This window comes from Alcaligenes aquatilis, assembly GCF_003076515.1.
Lineage (GTDB): Bacteria > Pseudomonadota > Gammaproteobacteria > Burkholderiales > Burkholderiaceae_B > Alcaligenes > Alcaligenes aquatilis.
Genome location: NZ_CP022390.1, coordinates 100864 through 126707, shown reverse-complemented (window position 1 = coordinate 126707; position 25844 = coordinate 100864). Strand labels below are relative to the sequence as shown.

Annotated in this window: 24 protein-coding genes; 3 read left to right on the top strand and 21 right to left on the bottom strand. The window is 58.0% G+C overall.

Features of this window, described 5'->3' with window-relative positions; genetic code table 11:
- Nucleotides 1-270: 270 nt before the first annotated feature.
- Complete coding sequence (locus CA948_RS00555; protein WP_108727037.1) at nucleotides 271-888, bottom strand: flavin reductase family protein; 618 nt, start codon at nucleotides 886-888, stop codon at nucleotides 271-273.
- Nucleotides 889-1049: 161 nt separating this feature from the next.
- Here CA948_RS00555 and CA948_RS00550 point away from each other — a divergent pair, with 161 nt between their 5' ends.
- Nucleotides 1050-2027 (top strand): AraC family transcriptional regulator, encoded by a 978-nt coding sequence (locus tag CA948_RS00550; protein ID WP_108727036.1) that lies wholly within the window; start codon nucleotides 1050-1052, stop codon nucleotides 2025-2027.
- 22 nt (nucleotides 2028-2049) lie between these two features.
- Here the strand turns inward: CA948_RS00550 and CA948_RS00545 are convergent, their stop codons facing one another.
- The 5 genes from CA948_RS00545 to CA948_RS00525 are packed head-to-tail and all read right to left on the bottom strand — an operon-like array spanning nucleotide 2050 to nucleotide 7275.
- The gene (locus CA948_RS00545) at nucleotides 2050-3642 is read right to left on the bottom strand and encodes a phytoene desaturase family protein (RefSeq protein WP_108727035.1); all 1593 of its coding nucleotides are present in this window, start codon (nucleotides 3640-3642) and stop codon (nucleotides 2050-2052) included.
- 1 nt (nucleotide 3643) lies between these two features.
- A complete protein-coding gene (locus tag CA948_RS00540; protein ID WP_042484910.1) occupies nucleotides 3644-4255 on the bottom strand; it encodes a flavin reductase family protein in 612 nt (203 codons plus the stop codon).
- A 25-nt stretch (nucleotides 4256-4280) separates the two neighbouring features.
- Nucleotides 4281-5525 carry a styrene monooxygenase/indole monooxygenase family protein gene (locus CA948_RS00535; RefSeq protein WP_108727034.1) on the bottom strand — a complete coding sequence of 415 codons (1245 nt, stop codon included), beginning with the start codon at nucleotides 5523-5525 and terminating at the stop codon, nucleotides 4281-4283.
- A 57-nt stretch (nucleotides 5526-5582) separates the two neighbouring features.
- The gene (locus CA948_RS00530; protein WP_026483921.1) at nucleotides 5583-6365 is read right to left on the bottom strand and encodes an SDR family oxidoreductase; all 783 of its coding nucleotides are present in this window, start codon (nucleotides 6363-6365) and stop codon (nucleotides 5583-5585) included.
- A 22-nt stretch (nucleotides 6366-6387) separates the two neighbouring features.
- Complete coding sequence (locus tag CA948_RS00525; RefSeq protein WP_081251453.1) at nucleotides 6388-7275, bottom strand: SphA family protein; 888 nt, start codon at nucleotides 7273-7275, stop codon at nucleotides 6388-6390.
- 330 nt (nucleotides 7276-7605) lie between these two features.
- On the opposite strand from CA948_RS00525, the gene CA948_RS00520 reads away from it, so the two are divergent.
- Entirely contained in the window at nucleotides 7606-8994 is a 1389-nt protein-coding gene (locus CA948_RS00520) for a DUF6056 family protein (protein WP_108727033.1), read from the top strand.
- 214 nt (nucleotides 8995-9208) lie between these two features.
- On the opposite strand, the gene CA948_RS00515 is transcribed toward CA948_RS00520, so the two are convergent.
- The 4 genes from CA948_RS00515 to CA948_RS00500 all read right to left on the bottom strand — a co-directional run bounded on the left by CA948_RS00515 (nucleotide 9209) and on the right by CA948_RS00500 (nucleotide 12945).
- On the bottom strand, nucleotides 9209-10246 hold the full coding sequence (locus tag CA948_RS00515; protein ID WP_094195180.1) for a TRAP transporter substrate-binding protein: 1038 nt from the start codon (nucleotides 10244-10246) through the stop codon (nucleotides 9209-9211).
- 142 nt (nucleotides 10247-10388) lie between these two features.
- Nucleotides 10389-11678 (bottom strand): TRAP transporter large permease, encoded by a 1290-nt coding sequence (locus tag CA948_RS00510; protein WP_094195179.1) that lies wholly within the window; start codon nucleotides 11676-11678, stop codon nucleotides 10389-10391.
- A 15-nt stretch (nucleotides 11679-11693) separates the two neighbouring features.
- Nucleotides 11694-12197 carry a TRAP transporter small permease gene (locus CA948_RS00505; protein ID WP_094195178.1) on the bottom strand — a complete coding sequence of 168 codons (504 nt, stop codon included), beginning with the start codon at nucleotides 12195-12197 and terminating at the stop codon, nucleotides 11694-11696.
- Between the two features lie 307 nt (nucleotides 12198-12504).
- Nucleotides 12505-12945, bottom strand: coding sequence for a helix-turn-helix domain-containing protein (locus CA948_RS00500; protein WP_094195177.1), 441 nt, complete (start codon nucleotides 12943-12945; stop codon nucleotides 12505-12507).
- Nucleotides 12946-13013: 68 nt separating this feature from the next.
- On the opposite strand from CA948_RS00500, the gene CA948_RS00495 reads away from it, so the two are divergent.
- Nucleotides 13014-14435: an MFS transporter gene (locus CA948_RS00495; RefSeq protein ID WP_108727032.1), complete on the top strand. Its 1422-nt coding sequence runs from the start codon at nucleotides 13014-13016 to the stop codon at nucleotides 14433-14435.
- A gap of 38 nt (nucleotides 14436-14473) precedes the next feature.
- On the opposite strand, the gene CA948_RS00490 is transcribed toward CA948_RS00495, so the two are convergent.
- The 11 genes from CA948_RS00490 to CA948_RS00440 form a co-directional block, all read right to left on the bottom strand.
- Complete coding sequence (locus CA948_RS00490) at nucleotides 14474-15205, bottom strand: SDR family NAD(P)-dependent oxidoreductase (protein ID WP_094195175.1); 732 nt, start codon at nucleotides 15203-15205, stop codon at nucleotides 14474-14476.
- Nucleotides 15206-15226: 21 nt separating this feature from the next.
- Nucleotides 15227-15628 (bottom strand): Zn-ribbon domain-containing OB-fold protein, encoded by a 402-nt coding sequence (locus tag CA948_RS00485; RefSeq protein WP_108727031.1) that lies wholly within the window; start codon nucleotides 15626-15628, stop codon nucleotides 15227-15229.
- Nucleotides 15628-16809, bottom strand: a complete 1182-nt coding sequence (locus CA948_RS00480) for a thiolase family protein (protein WP_108727030.1) — start codon at nucleotides 16807-16809, stop codon at nucleotides 15628-15630. The genes CA948_RS00485 and CA948_RS00480 overlap by 1 nt, the downstream gene beginning before the upstream one ends.
- Before the next feature lie 4 nt (nucleotides 16810-16813).
- Nucleotides 16814-18445, bottom strand: a complete 1632-nt coding sequence (locus CA948_RS00475; RefSeq protein ID WP_108727029.1) for an AMP-binding protein — start codon at nucleotides 18443-18445, stop codon at nucleotides 16814-16816.
- A 19-nt stretch (nucleotides 18446-18464) separates the two neighbouring features.
- Nucleotides 18465-18947: an aromatic-ring-hydroxylating dioxygenase subunit beta gene (locus tag CA948_RS00470; RefSeq protein ID WP_094195171.1), complete on the bottom strand. Its 483-nt coding sequence runs from the start codon at nucleotides 18945-18947 to the stop codon at nucleotides 18465-18467.
- Nucleotides 18948-18949: 2 nt separating this feature from the next.
- Nucleotides 18950-20284 (bottom strand): aromatic ring-hydroxylating dioxygenase subunit alpha, encoded by a 1335-nt coding sequence (locus CA948_RS00465; protein ID WP_108727028.1) that lies wholly within the window; start codon nucleotides 20282-20284, stop codon nucleotides 18950-18952.
- A 23-nt stretch (nucleotides 20285-20307) separates the two neighbouring features.
- Nucleotides 20308-21276 (bottom strand): PDR/VanB family oxidoreductase, encoded by a 969-nt coding sequence (locus tag CA948_RS00460; protein WP_108727027.1) that lies wholly within the window; start codon nucleotides 21274-21276, stop codon nucleotides 20308-20310.
- Between the two features lie 329 nt (nucleotides 21277-21605).
- A complete protein-coding gene (locus CA948_RS00455) occupies nucleotides 21606-22394 on the bottom strand; it encodes a cyclase family protein (protein ID WP_108727026.1) in 789 nt (262 codons plus the stop codon).
- Between the two features lie 248 nt (nucleotides 22395-22642).
- The gene (locus tag CA948_RS00450) at nucleotides 22643-23671 is read right to left on the bottom strand and encodes a carbon-nitrogen hydrolase family protein (protein ID WP_108727025.1); all 1029 of its coding nucleotides are present in this window, start codon (nucleotides 23669-23671) and stop codon (nucleotides 22643-22645) included.
- A gap of 15 nt (nucleotides 23672-23686) precedes the next feature.
- Nucleotides 23687-24610: a fumarylacetoacetate hydrolase family protein gene (locus CA948_RS00445; RefSeq protein WP_009463820.1), complete on the bottom strand. Its 924-nt coding sequence runs from the start codon at nucleotides 24608-24610 to the stop codon at nucleotides 23687-23689.
- A gap of 95 nt (nucleotides 24611-24705) precedes the next feature.
- Entirely contained in the window at nucleotides 24706-25830 is a 1125-nt protein-coding gene (locus CA948_RS00440) for a cupin domain-containing protein (protein ID WP_094195166.1), read from the bottom strand.
- Between the last annotated feature and the right edge of the window lie 14 nt (nucleotides 25831-25844).

The window sequence follows — 25844 nt, the reverse complement described above, 5'->3', positions numbered from 1 at the left end:
GATCGTCCAGTCACCGAGCAATCGCGAAGCAGTAGGTTCGCTGAGCCTGCCAGACTGCGACACGACGGAAACATCGAAAAGCCGGAGCGCCGGGCCGCCAGAACGCCAGAACGCCAGACAGCCGAATGTATATCAACAGGTAAAACAGCCCAAAGACTTCGGCCACACCCTGAGCATACATAAAGCAAACGGCGCCTTTTGGCGCCGTTATGCATTGGCAGTCACTTCAATGAAGCCGCCAACCAGCGGCTTCTGACTACAGCCCTGCTATCAGGACTTGGGACGCGGCATATCGAACAAGGTCAGGTCGGTAATTTCAAAGTAATCGCCAGGACCACCGCCACGCAGAATCGGACGTGGGATCGCGGTGCGGTAAATGCCATCCACGATACAGTTGGGCGACACATGCACACCCACCACTTCGCCCAGCACCATCCAGGTGTTCAGGTCCTTGCCGTCCGAATCCTTCAATTGAAAGTGCGTCGTCACCTTGCACTCCAGCGAGGCATGGCTCTCGCCCACGCGGGGGGCATCAATCAGTCGAGAGTCCGCAGGTGTCAGGCCCGCAACTTCAAACTCGCGCACATCCTGTTCCAGACTGGTCATGTTCATGGGCTCGGCCAGATCACGGCTGGCCAGGTTCCAGGTAAAGACGCCGGTTTCAATGGCGTTGCGCACGCTGTCTTTGTAGCCCACGCTGGAAAATGCGATGACAGGCGGGCGGTAGTTGAACACATTGCAGAAACTGTAGGGGGCCAGATTCAGCACGCCGTCCTTGCTTTTGGTGCCGATCCAACCGATAACACGGGGACCCACAATAGAACTGATCGGGTCGTGGCGCAGTCCATGGCCTTGAGTGGGTTCATAAAAGTGAAAGTCTTTCTGCACGGTTCTCTCTGTTAATAAACACAACAAACTAAACAGGACTGCGGGAAATCCCGGTGGCCCACTGATATACTTTACAACTAAAATAAAGCCGCTGCAAACCGTTGAAACTCAAGGTTTTACGTCTCCTTCCTGCCTTTCAGAACCATCTAGGCACATGAAACATGGAAAATAAGCCCGATCACTGGGCACGTGTAGCGTCTGCTGACCTGGAACACGTGCGCAAATCTGTCAGCGATATGTTCAAATCGCACCAGCTCAAGCAGCTACGTGCCGACCAGACCCTGCAAACCCGACTGCGCCATGCCCAGTTTGGTCAGGTCGCCTTGAGCCGCCTGGGCTATGGCGCCGACGTACACATACAGCCTGATCACCTGGCCGGGTTTTACCTGGTTCAGATGCCCCAATACGGCACCGCCAAAATCCGCTGCGGTGGCCAAACCGTGGACTCCAGCCCCTATGCCGCCACGATCTTGAATCCCAACGAGGACGTGGACATGATCTGGCACGCCAATAATGAGCAATTAATGCTCAAGATAGACCGCAATCTGGTGGAACAGGCTGCCCGTGGTCTGGGTCTGGATGTCGGCCCGCAAGGCCTGCTGTTTCCGGTACGACTGCAGGCTCACACCCAACCTTCCTGGCAGATCATGCTGCGCTACGTGCTGGACTGTGCGCGCAACTACGAGTACATCCGACGCTCCCCGCTGATCATCAACCAGCTGGAGCAATTGGCGGTGACGACCCTGCTGGATCTGCACCCGCCGGCTCAAATTCAGGCGCTGAACCCCACCCGCATCTTGCCGCGCCATCTTAAGAAAGTCGCCAGCCATTTGCATGAACAGGCCCATTTGCCCGTCACGGTGGACGAACTCAGCACCATCGCTGGCGTCAGCTCGCGTACCTTGCAACAAGCCTTCAAGGAGCACTATGGCGTCAGCCCCATGCAATATCTGCGTCAAGTGCGGCTGGACCGTCTGCGCCACGAACTGATCCACTCCAACGAGCCTCATCTGACACTGGCCGATCTGGCCATGCGCTGGGGCTTTGCACACCAAGGCCGTTTCAGCGCCGAATACCGCAGCCGCTTTGGCGAAACGCCTAGCGAGACCCTGCAACGAGTGCGCGGCGGTCAGCACTAAGCGGACCGCCTCATTCGTCCTGTCACCCCTTCAAGATACGCTGGGCGGCCAGATAGCCGGATTGACCACCCAGGCCAGGGCCCGGATGCACCGCCGCACCAATTTGATGCAGATTGCGCCAGGGCGTCGTGCCGCTGCGCGCGTTCTTGTGTCCGGCAAAAGGGCGCATGAAAAAGAACTGATCGGGTGAGCACACACCGCTATACGGGTCACCCCCCACCAAATTCATATTCAAGGCTTCCAGATCCGCCGGGCTGACGCCATGTCGCCCAATGATCTTGGCAGCCAGACCGGGCATAACGGTTTCCAGACGGGCCTGTACACGGTCAGCCATCGCCTCGCGCACGGCTTCATTCCAACGACCATCCGCCGGCACAGGAATCTCGCCCGCCTCATCACCTTTGATATGGCGCGGCAGCTCCTGCATTTGCACCCATAAGATCCAGTGTCCTTCCGGGGCACGAGTTACATCCACCGCCACCGGCTGGCCCACGGCCAAGGTCGGTTTGGCAGGCAGGTAGCCATTGCTGGCCGTCACCACGGAGGAGCACACCTGCTCCATGCTTTCCGTCACGTGAACCATGGGTACATGGCACAGTTCCGGATCCACCCAGTCGGGTGGGGAATTCAAGGCAAAGTGAATCTGCATGCCGCCGCGACCATAGTGATAATCCTGGGCGGACTTCAACAGCTCGGGTTCAACTTCAGGCAAGAGGTCGCCATACAGCTGACCGGGCGTCACATTGCACACCACCGCACGGCGGGCCAGATAGCGCTGTGTGCCAACACACACGCCAATCGCTTTATTGCCTTCCACCAGCACACGATCCACATGGGAATTGGTCAGTACCGCCCCACCTGCTTCTTCAATAATGCGGGTAAAGGCTTTCACAATCTGGTAACTGCCGCCTTTGACCACCGGCATGCCACCGCTGACTACGGCGCTGAAAGTCAGCTTGCCGATCAGGGCCGAGCTGGCCTCATCCGGACCCAAACCGCTATGCAGCACCCAGGGAGCAATCATGGCGCGGGCCAGATCGCTGCGCAGATCGCGCATGGCCCAGCGCCGGAAGCTTTCCAGCGCTTGCGAGCCAAAAGACATCAAGCCGTCCAGCCCCCGTTCGCGCCAGGCACCAAAAGCCAGTTTGGCCATGGGCCAGCGGTAGGGCTCCCCACCCAGCAGGCCAAATACCAGACCGGCATCCGGGCCAAACATGCGTGCCGCCATGGCGCCCAAGGCATCGCCTTCACCGGGCATCAGGTCATTGAAACGACGCACCGTGTCGTCCATATCCTGACGCAAGGCCAGCGACGGGCCACCGGGAATGGCCAGACCCGTGCTGTACTCGCCTTTGGCGAACTCCAGACCAGCTTTGGCCAAGGGTTCGGCCAGAGCGGCATACGACGCGCCGCCCATAAACAGGGGATACCAGCTGGACAGAACATCATGGGTGAAACCGGGGAACAGCTCCTGGGTACGGATACAGCCCCCGGCAACCGCATTGCGCTCCAGCACTGTCACCGACAAGCCCCGTTGGGCCAACAAGGCGGCGCAGGTCAGGGAGTTCATCCCGCTGCCGACAATGACTACATCAGCGCTGTGCGCGTCACTCATTTCAACGGTCTCCGCTAGGCGTGGTCAGGTTGGCGAAACGGCCACGGTGAAACACCGCAGGTTCGTGTTCAGTCAGGGTGGTGTGGCGCACCACACGGCCAATAAACAAGGTGTGGTCGCCGCCTTCGTGCTGACGGTAGTTCTCGCACACAAAGGTCGCTACGCAATCGTCCAGCAATGGCACGCCTTCTTCACCATCCACATGCGAGACCAGCGAGAACTTGTCCTTGACCTGGGAATTGGCAAAACCCAGGGCCACGGGCACTTGCTCCTGGCTAATCACATTGATGGCAAAGTGGCTGCATTTTTCAAAGATCTCCAGGCTGGGCGAATGATTCACCAGGCTCCACATCACCAGAGGCGGCTCCAGCGACAGGGAGGTAAAGGAGTTGATGGTCAGACCCACCGCCCGGCCATCGGGACAACGAGTGGTGACAATGGCCACACCCGTTGGAAAATGGCCCAGTGCCTGGCGAAACGCACGGCTATCGACCACATTCAGATTGGACGGTGTGGGTTTGGCGTCAGCGGCTGCCAACGCTTGGGCAGACACGGCCTGCCGCTGGGCAGCGGTTTGGGACGAGGAGTCTTGCAGCGTTGCGGTGGGGGTCATGATACGTCTCCTTGAATACTATCTATCAGGCAGCCACAGATTGGCTGCGAGTCTTCTCGATCAATGCTTGGGCGGCACTAAGATCCTCCCAGGCCGGGAACAGAACCGGCGGGTGGTTAAAGCTGTTGGCCAGGAAATGGGCCAGGGCAGGCGATTGCTGGGCCGAGGTCAACAAGGCAAACGAGGAGTCGGTTGGCGGCATCAACATGGAGTTGGTCCAGCGCACGACCAGGTTGGCGTAATCCCAGTAACGCTCGAACGTTTCCTGCATCCAGTTACGATCAAACGCGCCTTCACCGCGCTGCAAGATGCTGTCCAGATACACCTGGGCGGCTTTTGCCGCGTTGTTGGAACCCTGGCCGGTAATCGGGTCGTTCACGACCACGGCATCGCCCAGACCCAGCACCATACGGCCCGAAGGCAGCGTCAGCACGGGTTTGCGTACCGTGGGAGGGAAAGCACCGGACAGGTAGCCCTGGGCATCGGTCAGTTCCACATTGCGGGCACGATCGGCTTCCCAAGGCAAAAATTCACGCAGGAAGGACACGCTTTGCTCCAGGTGCGCTTCAGGCGTCTTGGCATCGCGGAAGCGATCCAATGGGCCACCGGGCACGCCTTCAAACACCATGATGTCGCAAGGACCGGACAGGGTCAGCGATGGGAACACAAAGTATTCGCCCACACCGGGGATGAAGTTGAAGGACACACGCGAATATTCAGGCGTAGGTTCCAGACCGTGTACGTAGGTCAGGGCCAGAGCGCGCTGGGGCTTGTCGTACATGGAGCGCTGATCGTCACGCTCGAACAGTTTGACCACTTCGCCTTTACCGGCAGCCAGCATGGTCAGGTCGTATTCCTGGGTGATGCGCTCCAGTTCGGCCACGCCCACGTCTTCCATGATCAGCTTGCCGCCGCGCTGCTCGAACAGTTCCAGCCAGTAAGGCATTTTTACGCGCTGGTCGGTGGCTTGGGCTTCGCGGTCCAGACGGCCACTCCAGTCCACAGCCTTGGTGTCAGGCTGCTCGGGGTTGGGCAGGGCAAAGCCGATACCTTGTACGGGCGGGCATTCGTCGTCCCAGAAGTTCAGACCCAGGCGACGCTCTACATCCAGCGCCTCGGCAAACATGCACTGGCTGGACATGACACGGCCACCACGAACATCGTCAGGGCTGCGGTTGGTGAAAACGGCTACGTCGTAGCCTTGGGCCAAGAGGCCAAATGCAACGGGCATGCCAGCTTGGCCAGCGCCCACAATAGCAACTTTACGCATGATTTTTTTCCTTCTGAGGGAGCTAAGGACGCCACCCCAGCGGCGTCCCGGTTTTTCTTATTCAGCCAATTTAGGAATGGCCGGTACACCTTGCTCGGGACCCATGGCCGAGTAGCCGCCATCCACGGCATAATCGGCACCGGTCACGAAACTGGCGGAATCCGAGAGCAGGAAGGAGACGACTTCGCCCACTTCCTGGGGATCGCCCACGCGGCCCAGCATGTGAAATGCCGAGGCCACGCGATCGGTTTTGGCGCGATCGCCGCCCGTCAGCTCGTCCATCACCCGCGACCAGATCCAGCCGGGCGAGACCGAGTTCACGCGGATACCGTCTGGAGCAAAGTCCAGCGCCATGCTGCGCGTCAGTTGCAACAAGGCGGCCTTGGAGACCGGGTACAACCAGCGCCCGGTTTGTGCGATCGACGATGAAATGGACGTGAAGTTGACGATGGAGCCGCCACGCGGCAACAAGGGACGCACGGCCTTGGCCGCTTGCACGGCGCTGACCAGGTTGATGTCCAAGGCCTTGAGCCAATCTTCACGGCTGGAGGCCATACCCTCATCCAGATAGGAACAGGCCAGATTGACCAGGCCATCCACACGGCCAAAGTGCGCCTTGACCTGCTCGATGGCCGCATTCAGGCTTTGATCGCTAGTGATGTCCACTTCCCAGAATTTGGCTTTGGCGGCATCATTGCCTACGGCTTTCTGACCACCTGCGGCATCAATATCAAACACGGCCACACGTGCGCCATAGCCCATCAGCACTTCGACCACGCCTGCGCCAACGCGCGTTGCGCCGCCGGTAACGATGACTACCTTGTCTTTCAGTCCTTTCATCTCGCTCTCCTGCCGCGGGCCCTTAGAACGGAACCGCTACTTTTACAAAAAATTGTTTTCCTTCAGGACGGCCACGCACGCCCAGATCCTGCTGGTACTTGGCCGTAATCAGCAGACCTTTATCGTTGGCGTAACGCAGGCTCGGGCCAATCGCGAAGGAACGCGCCTTGCTGTCACCGGCTGCCGGGCCACGGTCGCTTTCAATCTGTTGATAGGCGTAGCCACCCACCCCCAGCACCAGGCCATTACCAAAACCCCAACCCACGGCGTAGTCGGCGTGAATGGCCTTACCCGTGCGGGTTTCGGTATCACTGTTGCGGAAGTTGAAGTCCACCATCATCTTCAAATCCAGGTTGATGCCGCTGGGCTGCACGTAGCTAAATGCTGCGGCAGGCTGGATGGCCCAGTAGTTACGGCCCAGGTTGGCGCTGTCGGTCACCTTGTAGCGGCCGGTAGGGGCCACAAAGTCCACACCCAGCACGTAGTGCATTTTTTCGCTGGGGTGAAAGCCCAGGGCGGGACCGAACACCACATCACCCAGACCACTGCGGCGCTGCGACTGACCGGCGGCTTGTGCCTTGACAGTCAGCAGCGGAGCCAGAGCGTGGAACGCCAATTGGCCACCCAACACTTGCTGATCGGTCACCCAAACCAGACGCGGGGCCACCATGGCCACATCCACCTGGAAGTCAGGAATAGGCAACTTGTCGCCGTTCTTGTCACGCACCGAGTCATAGCGCATGGCACCGCCGTACATCAACAAATGCACACCGGGTGGTGGCAGGGCGCCACTCATGAAATTTTCCAAACCGTCGGGATAAATGGGCAGGCCATTACCTTCAATGGCACAGGCCGGACCGGCGCCCAAAGCGCCTGCCCCCAGTACAACGGCTGCTATTTTTTTATTGATGTCCCCCACGTCCTTCTCCTTTTGTTTTTTAGGTATGACGATGGAGCCAATGGTAGAAGTGCCGTTTGTGCCGGTATATCCACTTTGCGCAGCACCTAGCCAATAAGCGCAAGAAGCCGCAAAAGCAGGGAAAACCCCGATTTGGTTTAGATTTAAAGGATGGCGATCAGCAAGGCCGTTAAACGCTGTGTTTCAACGCTCACCAGACATAATTTCCTCGCTTCTCGCGCGATGAATAAGTACTATCACCGCGACCTCAACATCCAGAGCAGCGAACGATGTGTCATACCGTCGTCGTGGACCTGGCCACACCTTCGTCTCTTCATACCGATGAGCCCCAATTTCTCTTTTGCTGAATCCCGATTCGGCCAGCCTTTATTCAGCCGCCGTTCCGGTGCCTGGGCCTTTGTTCTGTTTTCAATGCTGGCCGTCATGGCGACGTGGACCCTTTACTGGCTCACCCCCATGATTTCGGACGACTTCAACTACGCCAACAAAGGCATTGCGTGGACGTCGATCAAACAACATTACCTGCAATGGAGCGGTCGACTGGTCTCGGACACGCTCTCGAGCGCCATGCTCAACCTAGCCCCGGGGTGGCTGAAAGCCACGTTGAATACGGCAGCCCTGCTAGGCCTGATCACGGTACTGACGGCGCTCGGCGCGCAACTGGCTGGAAGAGCCTTGCGCCCCTCTTTGCTGCTGCTGGTCTTTACCTTGTATTGGCTGGTCAATCCCAATCTGGGACAAACCACCTTCTGGTTGGTAGGGGCTGCCAACTACCTGTGGCCCAATCTGTTCAACTTTGGCTTTGCACTGGCCTTTGTGTGGTATTTGCAAAAAGGCAGGCCCTCTGTCGTCACAGGCTTGGCGCTCTGCATTCTGGGCGTGCTGGCCGGTTGCTCCAATGAGAACACCGGGATTATCAGTTGGGGCTTGCTCGCGTATCTGAGCCTGAGGCACTATCAGCGCACAGGCTCGCTAAGCCCATGGCATCTGGTTTGGTTGCTCTGTATGGGGCTGGGGATCACCGTACTGGTCCTGGCACCGGGCAATCAAATACGCGCAGAGTTCTTTGCCCATTGGTACGACCAGCCTTTGTTATGGCGCATTGGGGAGCACTTTGCTCGTCGTTTCCCGGACGCGATACTGCGTTACTGGGGGGTCATTCTGGTGATGCTGGTTTGGCGTTTTGCCGCAGGGCCTGCCAGCTCTGAATCAGCACGCCGGGCAATATGGCTGCTCATTGGCGCGTCACTTCTAGCCAATGCCATTCTGGTTTTGGCGCCCAATATCCCCAAGCGAGCCTTGAATGGCGGCTTGATGTATCTGCTGGTGGCCCTGTCTATTTATGCGCATGATTTATTGGCGCAAGGGCAGCGCGCCATCCCTATGCGGCGCAGCCTGTTGGTGACTTTAGGAGTCTGCGGCACACTCTGGCTGGTATCCAGCGGCCTCATGTTACGCAGTTATCACGGTACCTGGGAGCAGGATCAGGTGCGGCGCGCGCTCTTGGTCGATGCCCACCAGCATCAGCGCCAGCATGTCGCACTGCCGAAGTATTATTTCCTACCCACTTTGCGCTCGCGGGATCGCTTTGATATGCACTTCAACCCCAAAGCCATGGCCCGATACTACGGGAGCAAAGCGGTAATCAACGAATATGCCGTCCATCAGTACTATGACCTGGAGACAGGGGCACCCCCACCCGCCCCCTGAAGCTGTAAAACTTGCGCATTTACTCCGCTACAAGCCGCTTCAGGCCCCGGCGGGCCTGAAGCGGCGTTTTACAGAGAGAAACGTCGACCAGGACTGCAGCAGCAACCCGGCTGCCTATCCTCCACCCTCACCACAGCCCCCAAAAAAACATAAAAAAACCCCGCCTTCCCAAAGGAAAGCGGGGCCAAAACTGTAGTGTGCCTCTTGCTGCGTATTACTTGGCAGCGCTCAGCTCTTTGATCTGCTCACGGAAGTAGGCCAGCGCGGCTTTACCGTCAATGCCCTTTTTGTCTGCGGCTTTGATCCAGTCCTCTTCCACAAAAGCCAGACGTTCCTTGAGCTTATCGCCCGCCTCGCCTTCGATGCGCAGCGTCTTCAAGCCCGCTGCCGTGTGCTTTTCAATAGCTTGCTGCTCGGCAGCCTGCCATTTGGAACCGAAATCGTTGGCAATCCACTCGCCACTGATCTTCTCGATGGCCGCACGATCAGCCTCGGACAGACTCTTCCATTTACGCTCGTTCATGAACAGGTATTGACTGGATTTACCAAACCCGCCAGGAACAGAAACCGCTGTCTTGATCAGCTTGTCCAGCTTCCAGTTATCCAGTTGGTCGTACTGGAAATACATGCCGTCAATCACACCACGCGACAGCATTTCATAGCTGTCTGAGGCCGGCGCATTCACCGTCACAATACCCAAGGCTTTGCCAATGGCATCGAACAGCGGGCTGGGCGAGCGCAACTTCTGGCCGTCCAGATCCTCGATGCTTTGCACATCTTCCTTGCGGGTAAAAATGACCGTAGCGGGACTGGTCCACATACCTAACAGTTTCACGCCTTTGTGCTCGTTGGCATCCATCATGAACTTTTCATAGGTACGCCAGTAGGCGACCGAGTTCACGCCGCCGTCATCTGTTGTGAAAGGCAATTCGGCAAACTCGATCAATGGGAAACGGTTGGCGGTGTAGCTGTGTACCGACATACCCAGATCTGCAATACCGTTACGGACCAAGTCCAGATGGGCCTGGGGTTTGCCCAGGGCATTGATGAACTCCACCTTGACACGGCCCTCTGTCACCTTTTCCACTTCCTGTGCCCAGGGCTCGAACATATTGGTCACGATAAAGTGACCGGGCGGCATCCACTGCGAAAAACGCAAGGTAGTGACTTCGGCGGCAACCGACGGCAGGGTCGGCGCCAAGGCTGCGGCAGCCAGGCCCAGGCTCAAGGCCAATTTCTTGAAAACACGCATCTCGACTCCTCGTAAATTATTTTGCTGCCGGGCCACTGCAGCCCGGCTTTCTGACCGCCCGACGGAACATGAAACAGGTCCTGGACCTGCACGCCCGGCGGCTTTTACTGCTGCCCGGATCACAACGGCATCCGGGCAGCTTTTACATACTGTTCGGAATAACCAGAACAATCCAGGGAACAAACACCAGCAACAACAAGCGAGCAATATCGGTCAGAACAAAAGGTGTCACACCCCGAATAATCGTGCCCAGGGAGACATCAGACATCACGTTCTTGATCATGAAAATATTCAATCCCAGCGGCGGGGTAATCAGGCTGATTTCAGCGGCCACCACCACAATCACCCCGAACCACACCAGATCAAAACCCAGCGAGGCCACAATCGGATAAAAGATGGGCACGGTCAGCATGACCATGGACATCGTTTCCAGAAAACAGCCCAACACCAGATAAATCAGGCAAATGATCAAAATCACCGCAATCGGGGAGACATCCAAGCCCTCGATGAAACTGAGCAATTCACTGGGCAAACCGGCCACTGACAGAAAGTTGGTAAAAACCAAAGCCCCGATCACCAAAGCGAACATGATGGCGGTGGTCTGGGCGGCCTCGATCAGCACCGTCAAATACATGCGCGGCTGCCAGCCACGACGCTTCAAGGTCAGCAAAAAAGTGGCAGCCGCGCCAATACCAGCCGCTTCAGTCGGGGTGAACACCCCCCCGTAAATACCGCCCATGATGACGATAAACAGCACCGTAATGGCCATCACCCCTTTGGTCGCCTCAAAGCGTTCACGCCAACTGGCTTTCTCGCCCGGACGGCCCAGATTAGGGTTGATGGCAGTAATGATGGTGACCGTCACCAGGTACATCAACATGGCGATCAGGCCGGGCAAAAAACCGGCGGCAAACAGCTTGCCGATGTCGGTTTCGGTCAAGATCCCATAGACCACCATCATGACGCTGGGCGGAATCAAAATACCCAGTGTGCCGCCGGCGGCAATACTGCCCGTGGCCAGACGATCATCGTAGTTATATTTGCGCATATTGGGCATGGCCACGCGGCCCATGGCAGCTGTGGTCGCCATACTGGAACCACAGAGCGCACTGAAGGCACCACAGGCAACAATCGTGGCCATCGCCAAACCACCACGCAAGTGGCCAATAAATGCATGGGCTGCTTTGTACAGGTCTTTGGACAGGCCCGACGCATTGACCAGATTACCCATCAGAATAAACAGCGGCAGCACCGTAAAGCTGTAGCTCATGGCAGTGTCAAAGCTGGTTTGCGCAGCCATGATCAGGGCCGCTTCCATGCCCGTGAACTGGGCAAAACCCACCGTTCCAACCAGCAGCATCCCCCACGCAATGGGCAAACCCATGAACAAGCTAGCCAACAGGACAAGCAGTCCGATAATAGAAATCAACATGAAACAACTCCGTCTTTATCGGCGAGGGGAGCGAAAAATCTGCAGCAAGGCAGCCAACGCTGCGATGCCGGTCATGATCGAGATGGCATAGGCAAACGGCGCAATAGGCACTTGCAGGGCATTGCTCATATCACCATATTCAGCCAGCTCATTGGCCCGGTGCCACAGATACACGGTCAGCACGGCCAACATGAGGGTAGAGAGAATATTGATCAGGCATTGCTGCACCCGTCGTGCCCACGGCCCCAGCCAGGCATCCAACAGACTGACAGTCAGGTGTTGCTGATGCCAGGTCACGCGGGGCAAGGCCGCAAAAATCAGCACGCCCAGCAAGATCTCGCTGGCCTCATAGGCTCCCAGCAAGGGGGCATGAAATACATACCGGCCAATCACGTCCACGGTCGTGACACCAGTCATCAGGATCAAGATGACCACACAGGCAGTATCCAGAATTGTCTCTACAACCCGTACTACTCCACGTGAACGCACCAGCTCCATTCCTGGCAGATCGTCGTTCATTACAGCTCCACTCTTTCTGGCCTGCGTAGGCCTGTTTTTTGGGTCATCATGCCCCCCGAAAAACCGGCGAGCATTGTTATATTTTTGTTCTAAATAGTTTATAGATGAACCAATGCAGGTAAATAGAAAGAAACCCTTAATTCCATCCAAAATCATGGATTTGGAGCGTCGGTCTCACATAGTAAGAAAGGTAGTCACAAACGAAAGCCCTTGTCCTGTGTAAAAACAAGGACTATCACGCTGGAAGTTAGATACCCATATCCCCCTTTTGAAGGGCCGGGCCAGATATTTTCAATAATGTGAAGGGTTACGCATCACTTTCTCTGACAGCGTGTCGCAACACGTCCCTGGCAGCCTCTGTAGGGCAAGCCGCGCGAAGCAACTTCTGAAATCTGGAGCACTCCAGATGAGATGGCTCGGGGCATTCTGCAACGTGCCGCAGCATGTTGCTCAAGGTCTTCAGTCTTTGTGCCTGACGATCGAGTTCATCGGCACGCTCACTCAATGTAGATCTGGGCAGGTTTGGCTTTCGATCCTTGTCAAACATGCTACCAATCTCTTCCAGCGAAAAACCCGCACTCTTGCCCAAGGCAATCAAAGCGAGCTGCACGAGTGTGTCCTCACGGTACTGCCGACGCAATCCGTTTCGGGTAACGGATCGGATCAGGCCGATTTCCTCGTAATAGCGCAGAGTCGATGTGGCGACACCACTGGTCTTTGAAAGTATGCCGATATCAATGAGGTTCATGCTTGACTTCAAGTTGACTTGAAGTTGGATACTAGCTGGCAACCAAGCCTAGATCAAGGGTCAGACACATGAAAGAACCGACGTTTCCACCTGGCAACAAGCTCGCTTTGGCCGCACTGGCGGGCTCCATTCTGCTAGCCTCACTGGGCATCAGTGTCACGACGGTGGCACTCCCAACATTGGCTTCCGTCTTCTCGGCCTCGGTACAACAGGTGCAATGGGTCGTGCTCGCCTATCTGGTTTCGCTGACGGTGGCTATCGTGTCCGCCGGACGCCTGGGAGATCTGTACGGAAGTCGCCGTGTACTGCTTTCCGGCCTGGTGCTCTTTGCCTTGGCCTCAATCACTTGTGCTGTAGCACCGAACCTGGGCTGGCTGTTCGCGGGCCGGGTGGGGCAAGGTCTGGCTGCTGCAGTCCTGATGGCATTACCCATGTCGCTTGCCAAAGCCCTGATCGCCAAAGAGCGCATGGGGGCGGTGATGGGGTTGCTAGGAACCATGTCGGCCATCGGGACCGCGCTGGGTCCTTCTCTTGGCGGCGGCTTGATTGAGCTTCTGGGTTGGCGCTCGGTCTTTGTTCTGTTGCTTGTGTGCGCCCTTGGCATGATCGCCATTACGGCGATCGGTATCCCCAAGCAGCAAGGACCGACCACCACGACGGCGCGTATGGACTGGATGGGCAGCCTCTGGCTGTGCCTGGCACTGCTGTTCTTCGCAATGTCCGCCACTGGCAGCAAGGTCGGAATGGCCATTCCGCTCTGGATGTTGCTCGCCGCAACTGCCATCGCGCTGACGGCCTTTGTCGGCTTCCAACGACGCGCCAGTCACCCACTGGTGCCCTTGGCCCTGTTGGGTAATCGAGTCCTTGCATCGTCACTGATCATGAACCTGATTGTCAGCGCCATCATGATGTCAACGCTGGTGGTTGGCCCCTTCTATCTGGCATTTGGCCTTGGCCTGAATGAACTGATGGCGGGCCTTGTAATGGCGGCCGGTCCTGCTGCCGCCGCGCTGTCCGGTGTACCCGCCGGCCAGCTCACGGACCGATTCGGCACCAATCGAATTGTGCTTGCTGGTCTGGTGCTTGCGACGGGCGGATTGATCTGCTTCGCACTGCTGCCCCTTCAAGTTGGAATTCCCGGCTACGTCATGGCACTGATACTAACAACGCCGGGCTTTCAACTGTTCTTGGCCGCCAACAACACCGCCACTATGGCAGCCGCTCCAGACGCTCAACGGGGCATGGTTTCCGGGCTGATAGGCCTGTCACGCAATCTTGGATTCATGACCGGCGCAGCACTGATGCCGCTACTTTTTGCCTCGCTCCTGGGTGATGAAGAGATGGCCTTAAGTTCCCGAGTCGCCATCGGCGAGGCCTTCTCCCACACGTTTCTCTTGGCAGCAGCCTCGTTCGGACTTGCCATGGTGACCTTCTTCGTGGGGAAGAAGCGACCGACATCCATCGCAATGTCATCAAAAGGTGAGCCATGACTGATGCAAGCGCAAGGGCGATCCGCGCTAGCCGACAATCAGATCGTCAACGTACCCACGCTGGCACCACCGCAAACATACAGGGTCTGGCCCGTAATGAAGCTGTTTTCAGGATCGGAGAAGAACAGGGTGGCGCGGCTGATGTCATCGGCACGGCCCAGGCGCTTCACAGGAATCGCCGCAGCCAACTTGGCTTCGCGCTCGCTACCGGCTTCAACCACGTCGTAGAACATATTGGTGGTGATGGGGCCAGGGGCAATCACGTTGACGGTTATGCCCTGATCAGCCAGTTCCAGCGCCCAGGTGCGGGCCATGCCCAACATGCCAGCCTTGGTCGCGGCATAGGCAGTACGGGTTTGCAGACCCAGCGCGCCCCGCGAGGACATCAGCACGATGCGACCAAAGTGGCGCTCGCGCATGCCAGGCACCACCGCCTGAGTAATCTGCAAGGCCGCGCCCAGATGGATCTGGGTCAGGCCCTGCAAGTCTTCCAGCTTGACCTCGTCCAGCAAGGCGGGCCAGATCACGCCTGCGTTGTGGATGAAGTGGGTCACTTCAAACCGTTCAGCAATATCCTTGGCGGCTTTCTCGGTTGCCGCCGCATCCAGCAAATCCACCTGCACGCAGTGCAGACGCTCGTGCGTCCAGGGCAGCACATTGCGCGCCATGCTGATCACGGTGTAACCCTGATCAAGCATCTTGCGGCAAATGTCTTCACCTATACCGGTGCTGCCGCCCGTCACAATGGCGGTGTAGTGAGCTTGTGTCATCTTGATTGTCTCCAGGCAAATTCAAGGCGCAGGGCGCGCCACCAGCACGGCTACGCCACCGGCATCCAGCTCCAGACTTAGGCGCACTTTCTCATCGGCCTGCCCGCCTTCGGGCAAGTGGGCGATGGCAAAAGGGCCGCAATCCAGTTGAACGGTGCCGATACGCCAGGGCAGTCGTGCCTGAAAATAGGGTTCGTTACTGTGATGCAGGGTCGTGGTGGCACGCAACACGCCTGTGTCCGCCACCGCCTTCCAGTTCAGCGTGGTGTGCAGGCAATGGCCGCACACATCGCGGGCGGGATACTGCACCGTGCCGCAGGACGGGCACACTTGCAGGGCAAACTCGCCGCGCTGGGCGGCCTCGGTCAGACCGGCTGCCGTGGCGCTGCGTGCGCCCGGTGGCAAGATTTGGGTATCGCTCATCACTGCCCCCGTTCCAGCAAGGCCGCGGCAGTACAAATGCCCCGGTCGTAATTAATCATGCCAAAGCCGGACACCAAACCGATGCGGGCATTGGCCACTTGCGTATCACCTGCGGTATCCGTCAGTTGGCGCAGCGCCTGGACCAGGCCCAGATAACCACCGGCTGCGCCGGCCTGGCCTACCGACAATTGGCCGCCGCTGGTGTTGAAAGGAAAAGTGCCATCCACGGTAAAGGTGTTCTTGCGAATGAACGCCGGGCCTTCGCCCTTGGCGCAGAATCCCAGGTCTTCAAACTGCAAGACGTTGATGACGGGGTAGTCATCGTAGGTTTCCATGAAATCCACGTCTGCCGGGGTAAGGCCCGCGTGTTCGTAGAACGCATCCTTGTCCATGGCCCAACCACCACGATGCTGTACCGCGTCTTCAGGGAAGGCATTGTGACGCTCGATAGTGGAGCGGATACGGGCATAAGGCAGGCCCAGTGCTTGGGCCTGTTCACGACGCATGACCAGATAGCCTTCGGCTCCGGCGCACGGCATCACGCAGTCAAACAAATGGATGGGGTCGGCAATGACGCGCGCCTCCATGTACTGTTCCAGCGTCAGCGGTTTTTTCATCAGGGCATGCGGATTGCGTAGCGCATTGTCGCGCTGGGCGACACACAGCTTGCCGAAGTCTTCACGCGTGGCACCGTAGTGGCGCATATAGTAGTCCGTCAGCAGCGCAAAGCTGGCGTTGGGGCCGCCGGCACCGTAAGGGTAGACGGCATCCTGCGAGAAACGCGAGAAGCCCGACACCGTGTTCTTGAAGGACTCACGGTGATTGGTATCGCCCGCAATACACGCCACGATGGACGCATCGCCACACTGCACCGCACGCGCCGCACGGCGCATGGCGACTACGCCGCTGGCCCCACCCATAGGGATGTGGTCCAGCCAGCGCGGGCTCATTTGAAAATGCTGCATCACACCGACAGCCGTGTCACTGCCCAGCGTAAAGCTGGACACACACACGCCATCGACATCGGCTTTTTTCAGGCCGGATTGGGCCAGCAACTGGCCCAATGCCGCACCCAGCCACCAATGCGCGGTCTGCTCGGAATGGCGCTCGTAGGCAATGGTCACCGGAGCAACCAGCACCACATCGTCATAGCCCTGGCGGGCTGCTTGCGGCAAGGCCATGGGTTCAGGCCTCCTGACGTTTTTTCAGGTGATTGGTGTTCACGCAGGCCGGGTTTTCCAAAGCGGCCAGAGCCACGGTTTTCAACTCACCGCGCTGAATCTTGTTGGTCGAGGTCAGCGGCAGGGCATCCACAAACAGAACGTAGCCGGGCACCTTGAAGTAGGCCAGTTGGGTCAGACCCCACTGCACCATTTCCTGGGCAGCCTGTTCGCGCTGTTCCTGGGTTTCGATGGGATTGTGCGGCACCACCAGCGCCATCACTTCGTCGCCACGGATGGCGTCGGGCACGGCCGCCACGGCAATGGAGCGCACCAGCGGGTGCTGCTGCATGATGTTTTCCACTTCCACGGCAGCGATATTCTCGCCACTGCGACGGATCACATTCTTTTTACGGTCCACAAAGTGCAGGTAGCCTTGTTCGTCACGGCAAACAATGTCGCCCGTGTGGAACCAGCCGCCTTCCCAGGCTTCATCAGTCGCCGCTGGATCTTTCCAGTAGCCGGAGAAAAAGCCGTAGCGTGGGTTGTCACCCGCCGAGCGCACCAGCAGCTCACCGTTTTCACCGGCCTGAGCAGGTTCGCCATCGTCCTTGCGCAGCAGCACTTCCACCACAGGCATTTCCTTGCCGAAGCAGGAAGTGCCAATAAAACGTGGCTCGTGATTGGCGATGATGCTGGCACCGGCGCCAGTTTCGGTCATGGCCCAGGCTTCCAGCAGCGGGAAACCAAAGCGTTCTTCAAACAGGGGATGCAGACCGCGATCCACACCGGCGCCAAAACCAAAGCGCACACTATGCTGACGATCTTTTTCGCTGGCCTCGGCCTTCATCAGAATGGCGGGCATCACGCCCAGGTAATGCACCACGGTTGCACCGGATTCGCGTACCGAATCCCACCAACTGCGTGGGTGGAAACGGTCCAGGGAGATCAGGCAACCGCCGGTCTTGATCATGGCCATGGTCGAGCAGGCCATCGCATTCATATGGAACAGGGGCAGCGGAGTCAGCATGCGCTCTTTGCCGTGCTCCAGCGAGGCCAGACCACCAATGTCGCGGTACCACTCACCGGCGTAGTGGAAGTACTGGTTGGCCAGCATGCAGCCTTTGGGGCGGCCTGTGGTGCCAGAGGTGTACAACAGGGCACATTCGCTGTTTTCATCAGGAATATCACAGGAGCGGCAAGCGGCGCGCTCTACCATCGGAGGCATGTCGCCATCGGCCATGATGGCAAAGGGCTGACCGGCTCGCTGAGCCGCTTCCAGCAGATCCTGGTGGCGGCTGGGCAGGGCAATGGCCATGATCATTTCCGAATGGCCGATCAGGTATTCCAGCTCGGCAGCGCGCAGGTCTGGATTGATCGGCACAATGGACACGCCCAGGCTGTTCAGTGCAAACCAGTGCAGGAAGAACACGGGGCGGTTCTCCAGCAGGATGCCGACGCGGTGACCGTGGCCGTAGCCAGCAACCGCGTAAGCACCGCGCAAGGCGTCGATACGCTCCAGCGCCTGACCATAAGTCAGCTCGCCCGCTTCAATACCGTAGATCTCAGCGGTCTCAGGCAGGGTACATACAAAGGGCTTGTCGCCCCATTTCTGGGCGGTGTCTCGAAAAGCCTGGTAGACCGTGGTGTTGGCCATCAAAAATTCTCCTGTCCTGTCACATAAACAACTGGATATTGCCGAAAGGCGCGTCGCAGTTAAGCAGATCCACTCGTTTCAGACGGATCTTCAAGGCGTCGTCCTGGCGCACCAGGGTGTAGGTATTCCAGCCTACGTAAATATCTTGGTTGTCGCCGCGCGTTTCCGTGTAATGGAAAGCGCAACGCACGGTGTATTCGCCTTTTTCCTCGTCCATGCTTTCCACGGTGGGTTGCTGGAGCAAGTGATGGCTGCGGCTCTTGGGCTGCTGGGAAAAGGTACGGCGGCCTGCCAGACGTTCCACACGGATACGCAGCAAGAGTTTGTCCTCGTGCATCAGGGACGCATGCAAACGAGCATCCTGCTGATCGTGAGCCAGAGGCATCCAGTAGTAGCCATCCTCGGTAAACAGGTCGAGCCACTGCTCGTAACGCTGTTCATCCAGCAGGCGGGCTTCCGCATACACAAAATCGATAAGGGCCTGACGGCTGATTTCGCTCATGGTTATTCCTCTTCTTGTTTGGCCTGCTGCTCGGGCAGCATGAACTTCAGCCAGGCACGGAACTGGGCGCGCATCTGCATTTCGCTGGTGCCGTTGATCACCACATTCTTTTGCTGGTCTTCGTCTTTTTCCACCAGACGGGCCAGATTCATCCAGTCGCGGCCACGCGACTGCAAGCCTTGCTGGGCACGCTCGTACATTTCCAGGTCATCGTGGCCGACCATGGAGGTCGGTGCGTTGATCAGGCGGTTGTACATCAGGGTGCGTTCCAGGAAGGTGTCAGGCGCACCCACCAGACGGAAGGTCCAGGACTCCACCAAGGTCTTGTCAGCGGCCAGCGGCTTGAACAAACGCAAGGTCTGGATCGGGCCCTTGACCATGATGTTGGGGAAGTAACAGGTGTTGTGACGCGTGTCGCCCAAAATAGCTTTGGCACGCTCTTCACCGTAGGCTTCGACCATCTGGTCCCAGTAGCCGGGGATCTCGGAGTAATCCGCATGGATGGAGTTGCTCACGCCGGTATGGCCGTGACCGTTTTCCCACACGCGAATACCCATGCCTTCGTAGAACTCGTAAGGCGACATGAACGGGGCGAACAGCTCAACCGCCATGGGCTTGGGCGTACCTGGAGGGGCCGCTTCCCAGGCTTTGACAGCCGTACCAGCCGAGGACTCGTGCGCCACCATGGGGTGACAGGTATCGGTCTGGTTATCGACCAGCATTTTCCAGTTGCACTGGTGCATGTAGCGCATTACGCCACCGGCCACTTCCAGACGACCTTCGGGGGAGCGATCCACCATATTGTCGATGGTGCTCAGGGACTCACCAAAAAAGTCCTCAAAGCTCACGCCTTCATCGGCCAGGCGACAGAACACGAAATCGCGGTACACCTTGACGTTCTGTACCGCCGCCATGCCCTTGCTGCCTTCGGTGCATTCAAAGCCGGTGTTTTCGTAGCCTTTCTTCAAAGGGATGGACAGCAACGAGCCGTCGGTCTTGAAGGTCCAGGCGTGGTAGGGGCAACGGAAGAATTTGCCCGTGTTGCCACAGGTCTCGCCCGCCACTTGCACGCCTTTGTGCGGGCAGCGGTTGTAGAGCACGCGGATGCTGTCATCGGTATGGCGCACCATGATGACGGACTCCGTACCGACCGTCGTGGTGTAGAAGTCGCCTTTATTGGGCACCTGACTGGCATGGCCAACGTAGACCCAGGTATTGACGAACAACTGCTCCATCTCCAGTTCAAACAGCTCCTGGTTGATGTACAAATCCTTGTGGACCTCGGCCTCGCGTACCAACTCGCGGATGGCCTGGGGATTATCACGATACTTTTCCATCATGTTCTCCGTCGCCCTTGGGCTTATAGATCCAGCACCAGACGCGGGGTCTTGGCGCGGGAAATACAGATCTGGATGACCTTGTTGCTGGCTTTTTCCGAGTCGCTCAGGAAGTAGTCACGGTGGTCAACCTCGCCTTCGATCACATCACAGGTACAGACGCCGCACTCGCCGCGCTTGCAGTCGATCATGGGGTCCAGGCCCTGCTCTTCCATCACGTCCACAATGGTCTTGTCGGCGGGAATGTGCAGGGTCACGCCAGTCTGGCGCAATTCCACTTCAAAAGGCTGGTCGCCTTCCTGGGGAGCGGCGGTAATGAACAGCTCGAAGTGAACATGGTCGCTAGGCCAGCCGCGTTGCTTGCAGGCTTCGATCACGGCATCAATCATGCCTTTGGGGCCGCAGACGTAAATGTGCTGGTCTTTGGACAGACCGTCGAGCAAAGTATTCAGGCAGAAACGGCCTTCGCTGTCATCCGCGTAGTGGCGCAGAGCCGGGCCGGACAGGGCCGTCAACTCGTCCAGAAAGGCCAGTTGTTCCACGCTGCGACCGGCATAGTGCAGTTGGTACGGGCGACCTTGATGATGCAAGGCAGCGGCCATGCTGGCAATGGGGGTGATACCGATACCACCGGCAATCAGCACGGTTTCGGTTTCGCCGGCAGCGGCAGCATGCAAGGGAAAATCGTTCTTGGGGCCAGCCACGCGCAGCGTATCGCCGACTTTGAGGCTGTGCATGAAGCGCGAACCACCCGAGCTGTTGTCCTCCAGGCGCACACCCAATCGGTAACAGGTCGGACCCTGTGCCGTGGCGGCGTCCAGCGAAATCAAGGAATAACAGCGGTGATCGTTCAGATCAGGGATCTGTACCTGCAGGTGCGAGCCCGGCGCAAACGCGGGCAGGGAACCGGCCTGGGCAGGCTCGAGCGTAAAACTGCGAATCAGCGGGGATGCGTTCTGGATGTCCCGGATGACGAGTTCAAAAGTATCCATCATGTGCCTACCATTGAGCATGACTACATCAATTACCCAGCCGAAAAGGCCAAGCCATGGCATCATGTAGCGCCGCAGGCGGCAATGGGACGGTATCTCGTAGCCGATCAAGGCTGCGTAAGGCTCGTCTACTGTCTCCGCTAAAACCGGCTGCCTGACATCCACACTGGCTGTACGGCTGGATCGCTATTCATTCTTTTGTGAATTTATTTTATTGATGAATAGTTTACGGATAAATATATACTGCCGAATATAATGGAAAACCACTAGGTGAGAAAACAGCAGAACCGTACTGTACACAATTCTGCCGTTGTCCCCCCTTTTTCTACTTATTGGGCAACCAGCGCAACGACGCGCAAGGGGCTGCCAGAGCCAGCTTCAATCTTCAAAGGGGCCGACATGATCAGCGCACCTTGAGGGGGCAGTTGATCCAGATTGCACAGACACTGCAGACCGTAGCGGTTGGCACCGTGCATCAGGGTGTGGCAAGGGTAGGCAATAGGCCAAGCGTAAGATTGACCTGCATCGGTGTTGATGGTTTCAACGCCAAAACCGTGAACCTTGCGCTCGTGAATCATCCACTCCACCGCTTCCTGTGCTGGGCCAGGCGTGTGAGCGCCGTCTTCACGCATGTTCAGGAACGCCTCGGCGTCGTTCACGCGCTTGGACCAGTCGGTGCGAAACAGTACCCAGGCGCCTTCAGGAATACGGCCATGCTTGGCTTCCCAATTCTGCAAAAACTCCGAGGTCAGGATGAAGTCTTCGTTCTGGGCCACTTCAGCAGAAGCATCCACCACCACGGCAGGGCGCAGGAAATTGTCCACCGGAATGGTATCGACGGTGTTGTCGGGATGATCCTTGCCGGAGATCCAGTGTGCTGGCGCGTCAAAGTGGGTACCTGTGTGTTCGCCACAGGTGAAGTTGTTCCAGTACCAGCCTGGGCCGTTTTCGTCGTATTGGCTGATGCGCTCAATCGAGAAGCCCACCGTCTGGCCAAACTGAGGGGGCAGTTGCAAGGCGGGGAAGCTGGGAGACAGAGTCTGGGTCAGATCCACGAAACGGACCTGCTTGCTGTCGATCGCCTGGATAAAGGCTGCCAATGGGTTCTTGTCGCTCATGTCATCTCCTACTTAGATCTTATGTCATCGTTATAAGTGCCTGCCCTGCAAGGCGCAGGATAGGGACCAGCCGTTAAAACAGCCCGCTCCTTCAGGCCCGGCGCTGCCCTTTTTTACAAAAGGCAGTGTGCATCTTGAACCGCTGCGGCCAGGCCACGGCGGTTTTTTTTGAGCCGGTCGCTTGAGCAAAGCGACCCGTCAAAAAACGGTCCCGATCCAATACTGGAAAGGGACCGTCTTGAACCTGCTTACACTTCCTTGTCGTCCAGAACGGAGAACTCGGCAGGATTCAGGTCTGGCTGGGACGCTGCATCGCCTTCGTAAAAGCGGGCAGGGGTCAGCGCCTTGCGATTCACACGCAGGTCAAACACGTCAAAACGGTTGTAGTGACCCGTGATGTCGTGCATTTGACGCGGCTGGATGCAGCGCGACAGATCGATGTCGGCGTAGGCAATGCCTTCCTTGTCGATCAGTGCTTCGCCCTGCACGCGGCCATCGGGACCAATAATGCCCGAGAACGCGCTGTTGGGACGAGCCAGCAGCTCACGTGCTTCTGGATGGCTGGCCGACATGGCTTCGATGATTTCCTCGGAAACCGTCGAGCAAGCCACCACCGTAAACACCTTGCCTTCAAAGCAGTGAGCCGCAGCCCGCAGGCGAATCGCTTCGGCCATGTCGTAGTCTTTTGGTGCCACGGGCAAGGCAATGTAGCTGGCAACGTGGACCAGTTCACCTTGCGACAACAGGCTGAAACGAGCCAGCGTGTTGGTGTTTTCACCGCAAGCCAAGGCACCCAGCGGGCCGATGGTAGTGTCATGCACACGCATCGAGGAGGCGTCACCGTTGGCCCAGGTCAGCTTTTCAGCCCAGGTTGGAACCAGTTTGCGGTGACGACCCAGAATGCGGCCATCGGCACCGATGGTGACCAGCGTGTTGTAAATGGTGCCGATGCCAACGGGACTGCGCTCGTTCACACCCAACACCACATTGACCTTGCGCTGGCGGCAAACCTGCGCAACCTTCTGGATCTCGGGACCGGGCACTTCGATGGCCGATTTGCACAGGCGCTCGAACCACGGGCTGCCCTCGATCGGGTTCATCACCCAGCTCCAGTAGGGGTAACCGGAGACGAACACCTCGGGAAAGGCGATCAGCTCGGCACCGTTGTCGGCTGCTTCATTGATCAGACGACATACTTTCTCGATGGTCGCATTCGTGTCCAGGAACACAGGCGCTGCCTGAACGGCGGCGGCCTTGAACTGACGCAATTCCAGCATCATGCTCTCCTTTACTTAGTTTTGGGGGGTCACGTCCACGATGGGGTGACGCAATTCGCCAATGCCTTCGACCACTGCGTGCACCACGTCACCAGGCCACATCCACTCTTGAGGATCACGGCCAGCGCCCACGCCTTCTGGGGTACCGGTAGCGATGATGTCACCGGGTTCCAGCGTGATACCGGCACTGATGTCTGCGATCAGGTCGTTCACGTTGAACAGCATGTGCTTGGTGTTGGAGCTTTGCTTGGTCACACCGTTGAGCGTCAGGCTCAGGTTCAGGTTGTGAGGATCGGTCAGCTCGTCGGCCGTCACGATCACGGGACCGAAAGGAGCGTAGGTGTCCTGGCCTTTGGAGTAAATCCACTGACCGGCACGACGGCAGTCGCGGGCGCTCACGTCGATCATGACGGAGTAACCGAACACGTACTTCAGGGCGTCCTCTTTAGCCACGCGCTGAGCACGGGTGCCCATGATCACGGCCAGTTCCACTTCCCAGTCCATTTGCTGAGTGATGTTCTTGTTGTGCTCGATAGCGTCGCCAGGGCCAACCACGGTGGTGGGTGGCTTGGAGAAAATCACGGGCTGTTTGGGCAGCTCTTTGGAGGTGTCCAGCGTACGGCTGGATTCGGCCACGTGTTCCACGTAGTTCAGACCGATACCAAAGATGTTCTTGCGTGGGCGTGGGATAGGAGCCAACAGCTTGACGTTGGCCAGGGGCAGCGCCACACCAAAAGGCATATCGTCGGCGTAGGTTTCCAGCAAGCGAGCCGTGGAAGTCACAGCGGCTGGGCCCAGGTCGATGAAATCGAGCATATTGTCAGGCAGCATGTGGCCTGTGGCGTCGCCCAGGTAACCCAGGTCAACCACCAGATCGCCCACAATGGCACCCAAGCGGCCAGCGGCAGCAACTTCACTACGGTACGTTACAAGACGCATTTCTATCTCCAGATTGGGCCATCTTGTGCAGATGGCTTGAATAAATCGGGTCGGCCCGCCTTGGCAGGCCGTCCAAATAAGTTAAACAAGTAGTCTTACAGCAGGACCTGGTGGCCGCCGTTCTCTGCCAGCGCTTCTTCGCGGTACAGATTCAGGGCGCGCATCACGGGCAGATCGTGGAACGAGAACAGGCAAGCGTCATCGGACGAGGAACCGTTCACGTGCTCGTGGAACATCCAGGAAGGTACGCAGAAAATGTCGCGTTCGCGCCAGTCAAAGCGTTTGCCATTGATGATGGAATACCCTTCACCTTTGGCGCATTGATACATGATGCTGCCCGTGTGACGGTGGGCCTTGGTGTGCTCGCCAGGACGCAGCATTTGCATGCTGGCGCCAATGGTAGACATGACAGGGCCGCCAGTCAGCGGGTTGATGTAGTCCATGATGACGCCATCAAACGGGCTGCCGTCCGTGACCTTGGCGTAGGCCGACAAGGCTTCGTAAGTAGGCTCCCACTCGTACTTGAGCAGGGGCGAGTACGGTTTTTGCCAGTCGTGCAAGGTTGGCTTCAGGCCACGGCCACCCCAGATACCCACCGCGTCATTGACGGGGTGCGTAATGGCTTGGGACAAGTCAGGGTGAACCGCGTAGAAACCGGCTTCCAGTGCGTTGACCAAGGGGATGTCCAGTCCGTCTTGCCAGATGCAAGGCAGGCCGTCCGCTTCAACGCCATGCTCGTGCCAGCAGCCGTTAGGCGTGAGCACGAAGTCATTGGCGCCCAGCGTCATCTTGTGGCCGTCCACGATGGTGTAGGCACCACGGCCTTCCATAATGAAACGCAGGGCCGAGGAGGAGTGAGCATGAGCGGAAGCCGCTTCGCCCGGTTTCATGACCTGCAAACCGGAGTACAGCCAACCCACCGCCGCCGAGACTTCCTGGCGACCGGGGTTGTTCAGGTAAATCACGCGACGACCGGCCTTTTCAGGGCTGACCAGATCGACCGAACGCAACACGTAGTCGCGCAGGTCGCGGTAGCGCCAGACCACTGGCACGGAGTCAGACTTGGGCTCCCAGGGCTCAATCTTGTTGGCCACGGTCCACAGGGCGCCGGCCTCAAACTGAGTCAAATCCTGGTAGTACTTCACCAATTCGGGCGTGTCCTCAACATCTGCACGACCGAGCACGCTTTCGCGGTGGGTGTCAAAACGTTCTTCCGACATGATGCTGTCTCCTT

What these genes read in the sequence shown, in the direction of transcription:
- CA948_RS00550 (WP_108727036.1), top strand. Translation starts at nt 1,050, where the DNA reads ATGGAAAATAAGCCCGATCACTGGGCACGTGTAGCGTCTGCTGACCTG.
- CA948_RS00545 (WP_108727035.1), bottom strand. Translation starts at nt 3,642, where the DNA reads ATGAGTGACGCGCACAGCGCTGATGTAGTCATTGTCGGCAGCGGGATG.
- CA948_RS00540 (WP_042484910.1), bottom strand. Translation starts at nt 4,255, where the DNA reads ATGACCCCCACCGCAACGCTGCAAGACTCCTCGTCCCAAACCGCTGCC.
- CA948_RS00535 (WP_108727034.1), bottom strand. Translation starts at nt 5,525, where the DNA reads ATGCGTAAAGTTGCTATTGTGGGCGCTGGCCAAGCTGGCATGCCCGTT.
- CA948_RS00530 (WP_026483921.1), bottom strand. Translation starts at nt 6,365, where the DNA reads ATGAAAGGACTGAAAGACAAGGTAGTCATCGTTACCGGCGGCGCAACG.
- CA948_RS00520 (WP_108727033.1), top strand. Translation starts at nt 7,606, where the DNA reads ATGAGCCCCAATTTCTCTTTTGCTGAATCCCGATTCGGCCAGCCTTTA.
- CA948_RS00515 (WP_094195180.1), bottom strand. Translation starts at nt 10,246, where the DNA reads ATGCGTGTTTTCAAGAAATTGGCCTTGAGCCTGGGCCTGGCTGCCGCA.
- CA948_RS00510 (WP_094195179.1), bottom strand. Translation starts at nt 11,678, where the DNA reads ATGTTGATTTCTATTATCGGACTGCTTGTCCTGTTGGCTAGCTTGTTC.
- CA948_RS00505 (WP_094195178.1), bottom strand. Translation starts at nt 12,197, where the DNA reads ATGAACGACGATCTGCCAGGAATGGAGCTGGTGCGTTCACGTGGAGTA.
- CA948_RS00500 (WP_094195177.1), bottom strand. Translation starts at nt 12,945, where the DNA reads ATGAACCTCATTGATATCGGCATACTTTCAAAGACCAGTGGTGTCGCC.
- CA948_RS00495 (WP_108727032.1), top strand. Translation starts at nt 13,014, where the DNA reads ATGAAAGAACCGACGTTTCCACCTGGCAACAAGCTCGCTTTGGCCGCA.
- CA948_RS00490 (WP_094195175.1), bottom strand. Translation starts at nt 15,205, where the DNA reads ATGACACAAGCTCACTACACCGCCATTGTGACGGGCGGCAGCACCGGT.
- CA948_RS00485 (WP_108727031.1), bottom strand. Translation starts at nt 15,628, where the DNA reads ATGAGCGATACCCAAATCTTGCCACCGGGCGCACGCAGCGCCACGGCA.
- CA948_RS00480 (WP_108727030.1), bottom strand. Translation starts at nt 16,809, where the DNA reads ATGGCCTTGCCGCAAGCAGCCCGCCAGGGCTATGACGATGTGGTGCTG.
- CA948_RS00475 (WP_108727029.1), bottom strand. Translation starts at nt 18,445, where the DNA reads ATGGCCAACACCACGGTCTACCAGGCTTTTCGAGACACCGCCCAGAAA.
- CA948_RS00470 (WP_094195171.1), bottom strand. Translation starts at nt 18,947, where the DNA reads ATGAGCGAAATCAGCCGTCAGGCCCTTATCGATTTTGTGTATGCGGAA.
- CA948_RS00465 (WP_108727028.1), bottom strand. Translation starts at nt 20,284, where the DNA reads ATGGAAAAGTATCGTGATAATCCCCAGGCCATCCGCGAGTTGGTACGC.
- CA948_RS00460 (WP_108727027.1), bottom strand. Translation starts at nt 21,276, where the DNA reads ATGGATACTTTTGAACTCGTCATCCGGGACATCCAGAACGCATCCCCG.
- CA948_RS00455 (WP_108727026.1), bottom strand. Translation starts at nt 22,394, where the DNA reads ATGAGCGACAAGAACCCATTGGCAGCCTTTATCCAGGCGATCGACAGC.
- CA948_RS00450 (WP_108727025.1), bottom strand. Translation starts at nt 23,671, where the DNA reads ATGCTGGAATTGCGTCAGTTCAAGGCCGCCGCCGTTCAGGCAGCGCCT.
- CA948_RS00445 (WP_009463820.1), bottom strand. Translation starts at nt 24,610, where the DNA reads ATGCGTCTTGTAACGTACCGTAGTGAAGTTGCTGCCGCTGGCCGCTTG.
- CA948_RS00440 (WP_094195166.1), bottom strand. Translation starts at nt 25,830, where the DNA reads ATGTCGGAAGAACGTTTTGACACCCACCGCGAAAGCGTGCTCGGTCGT.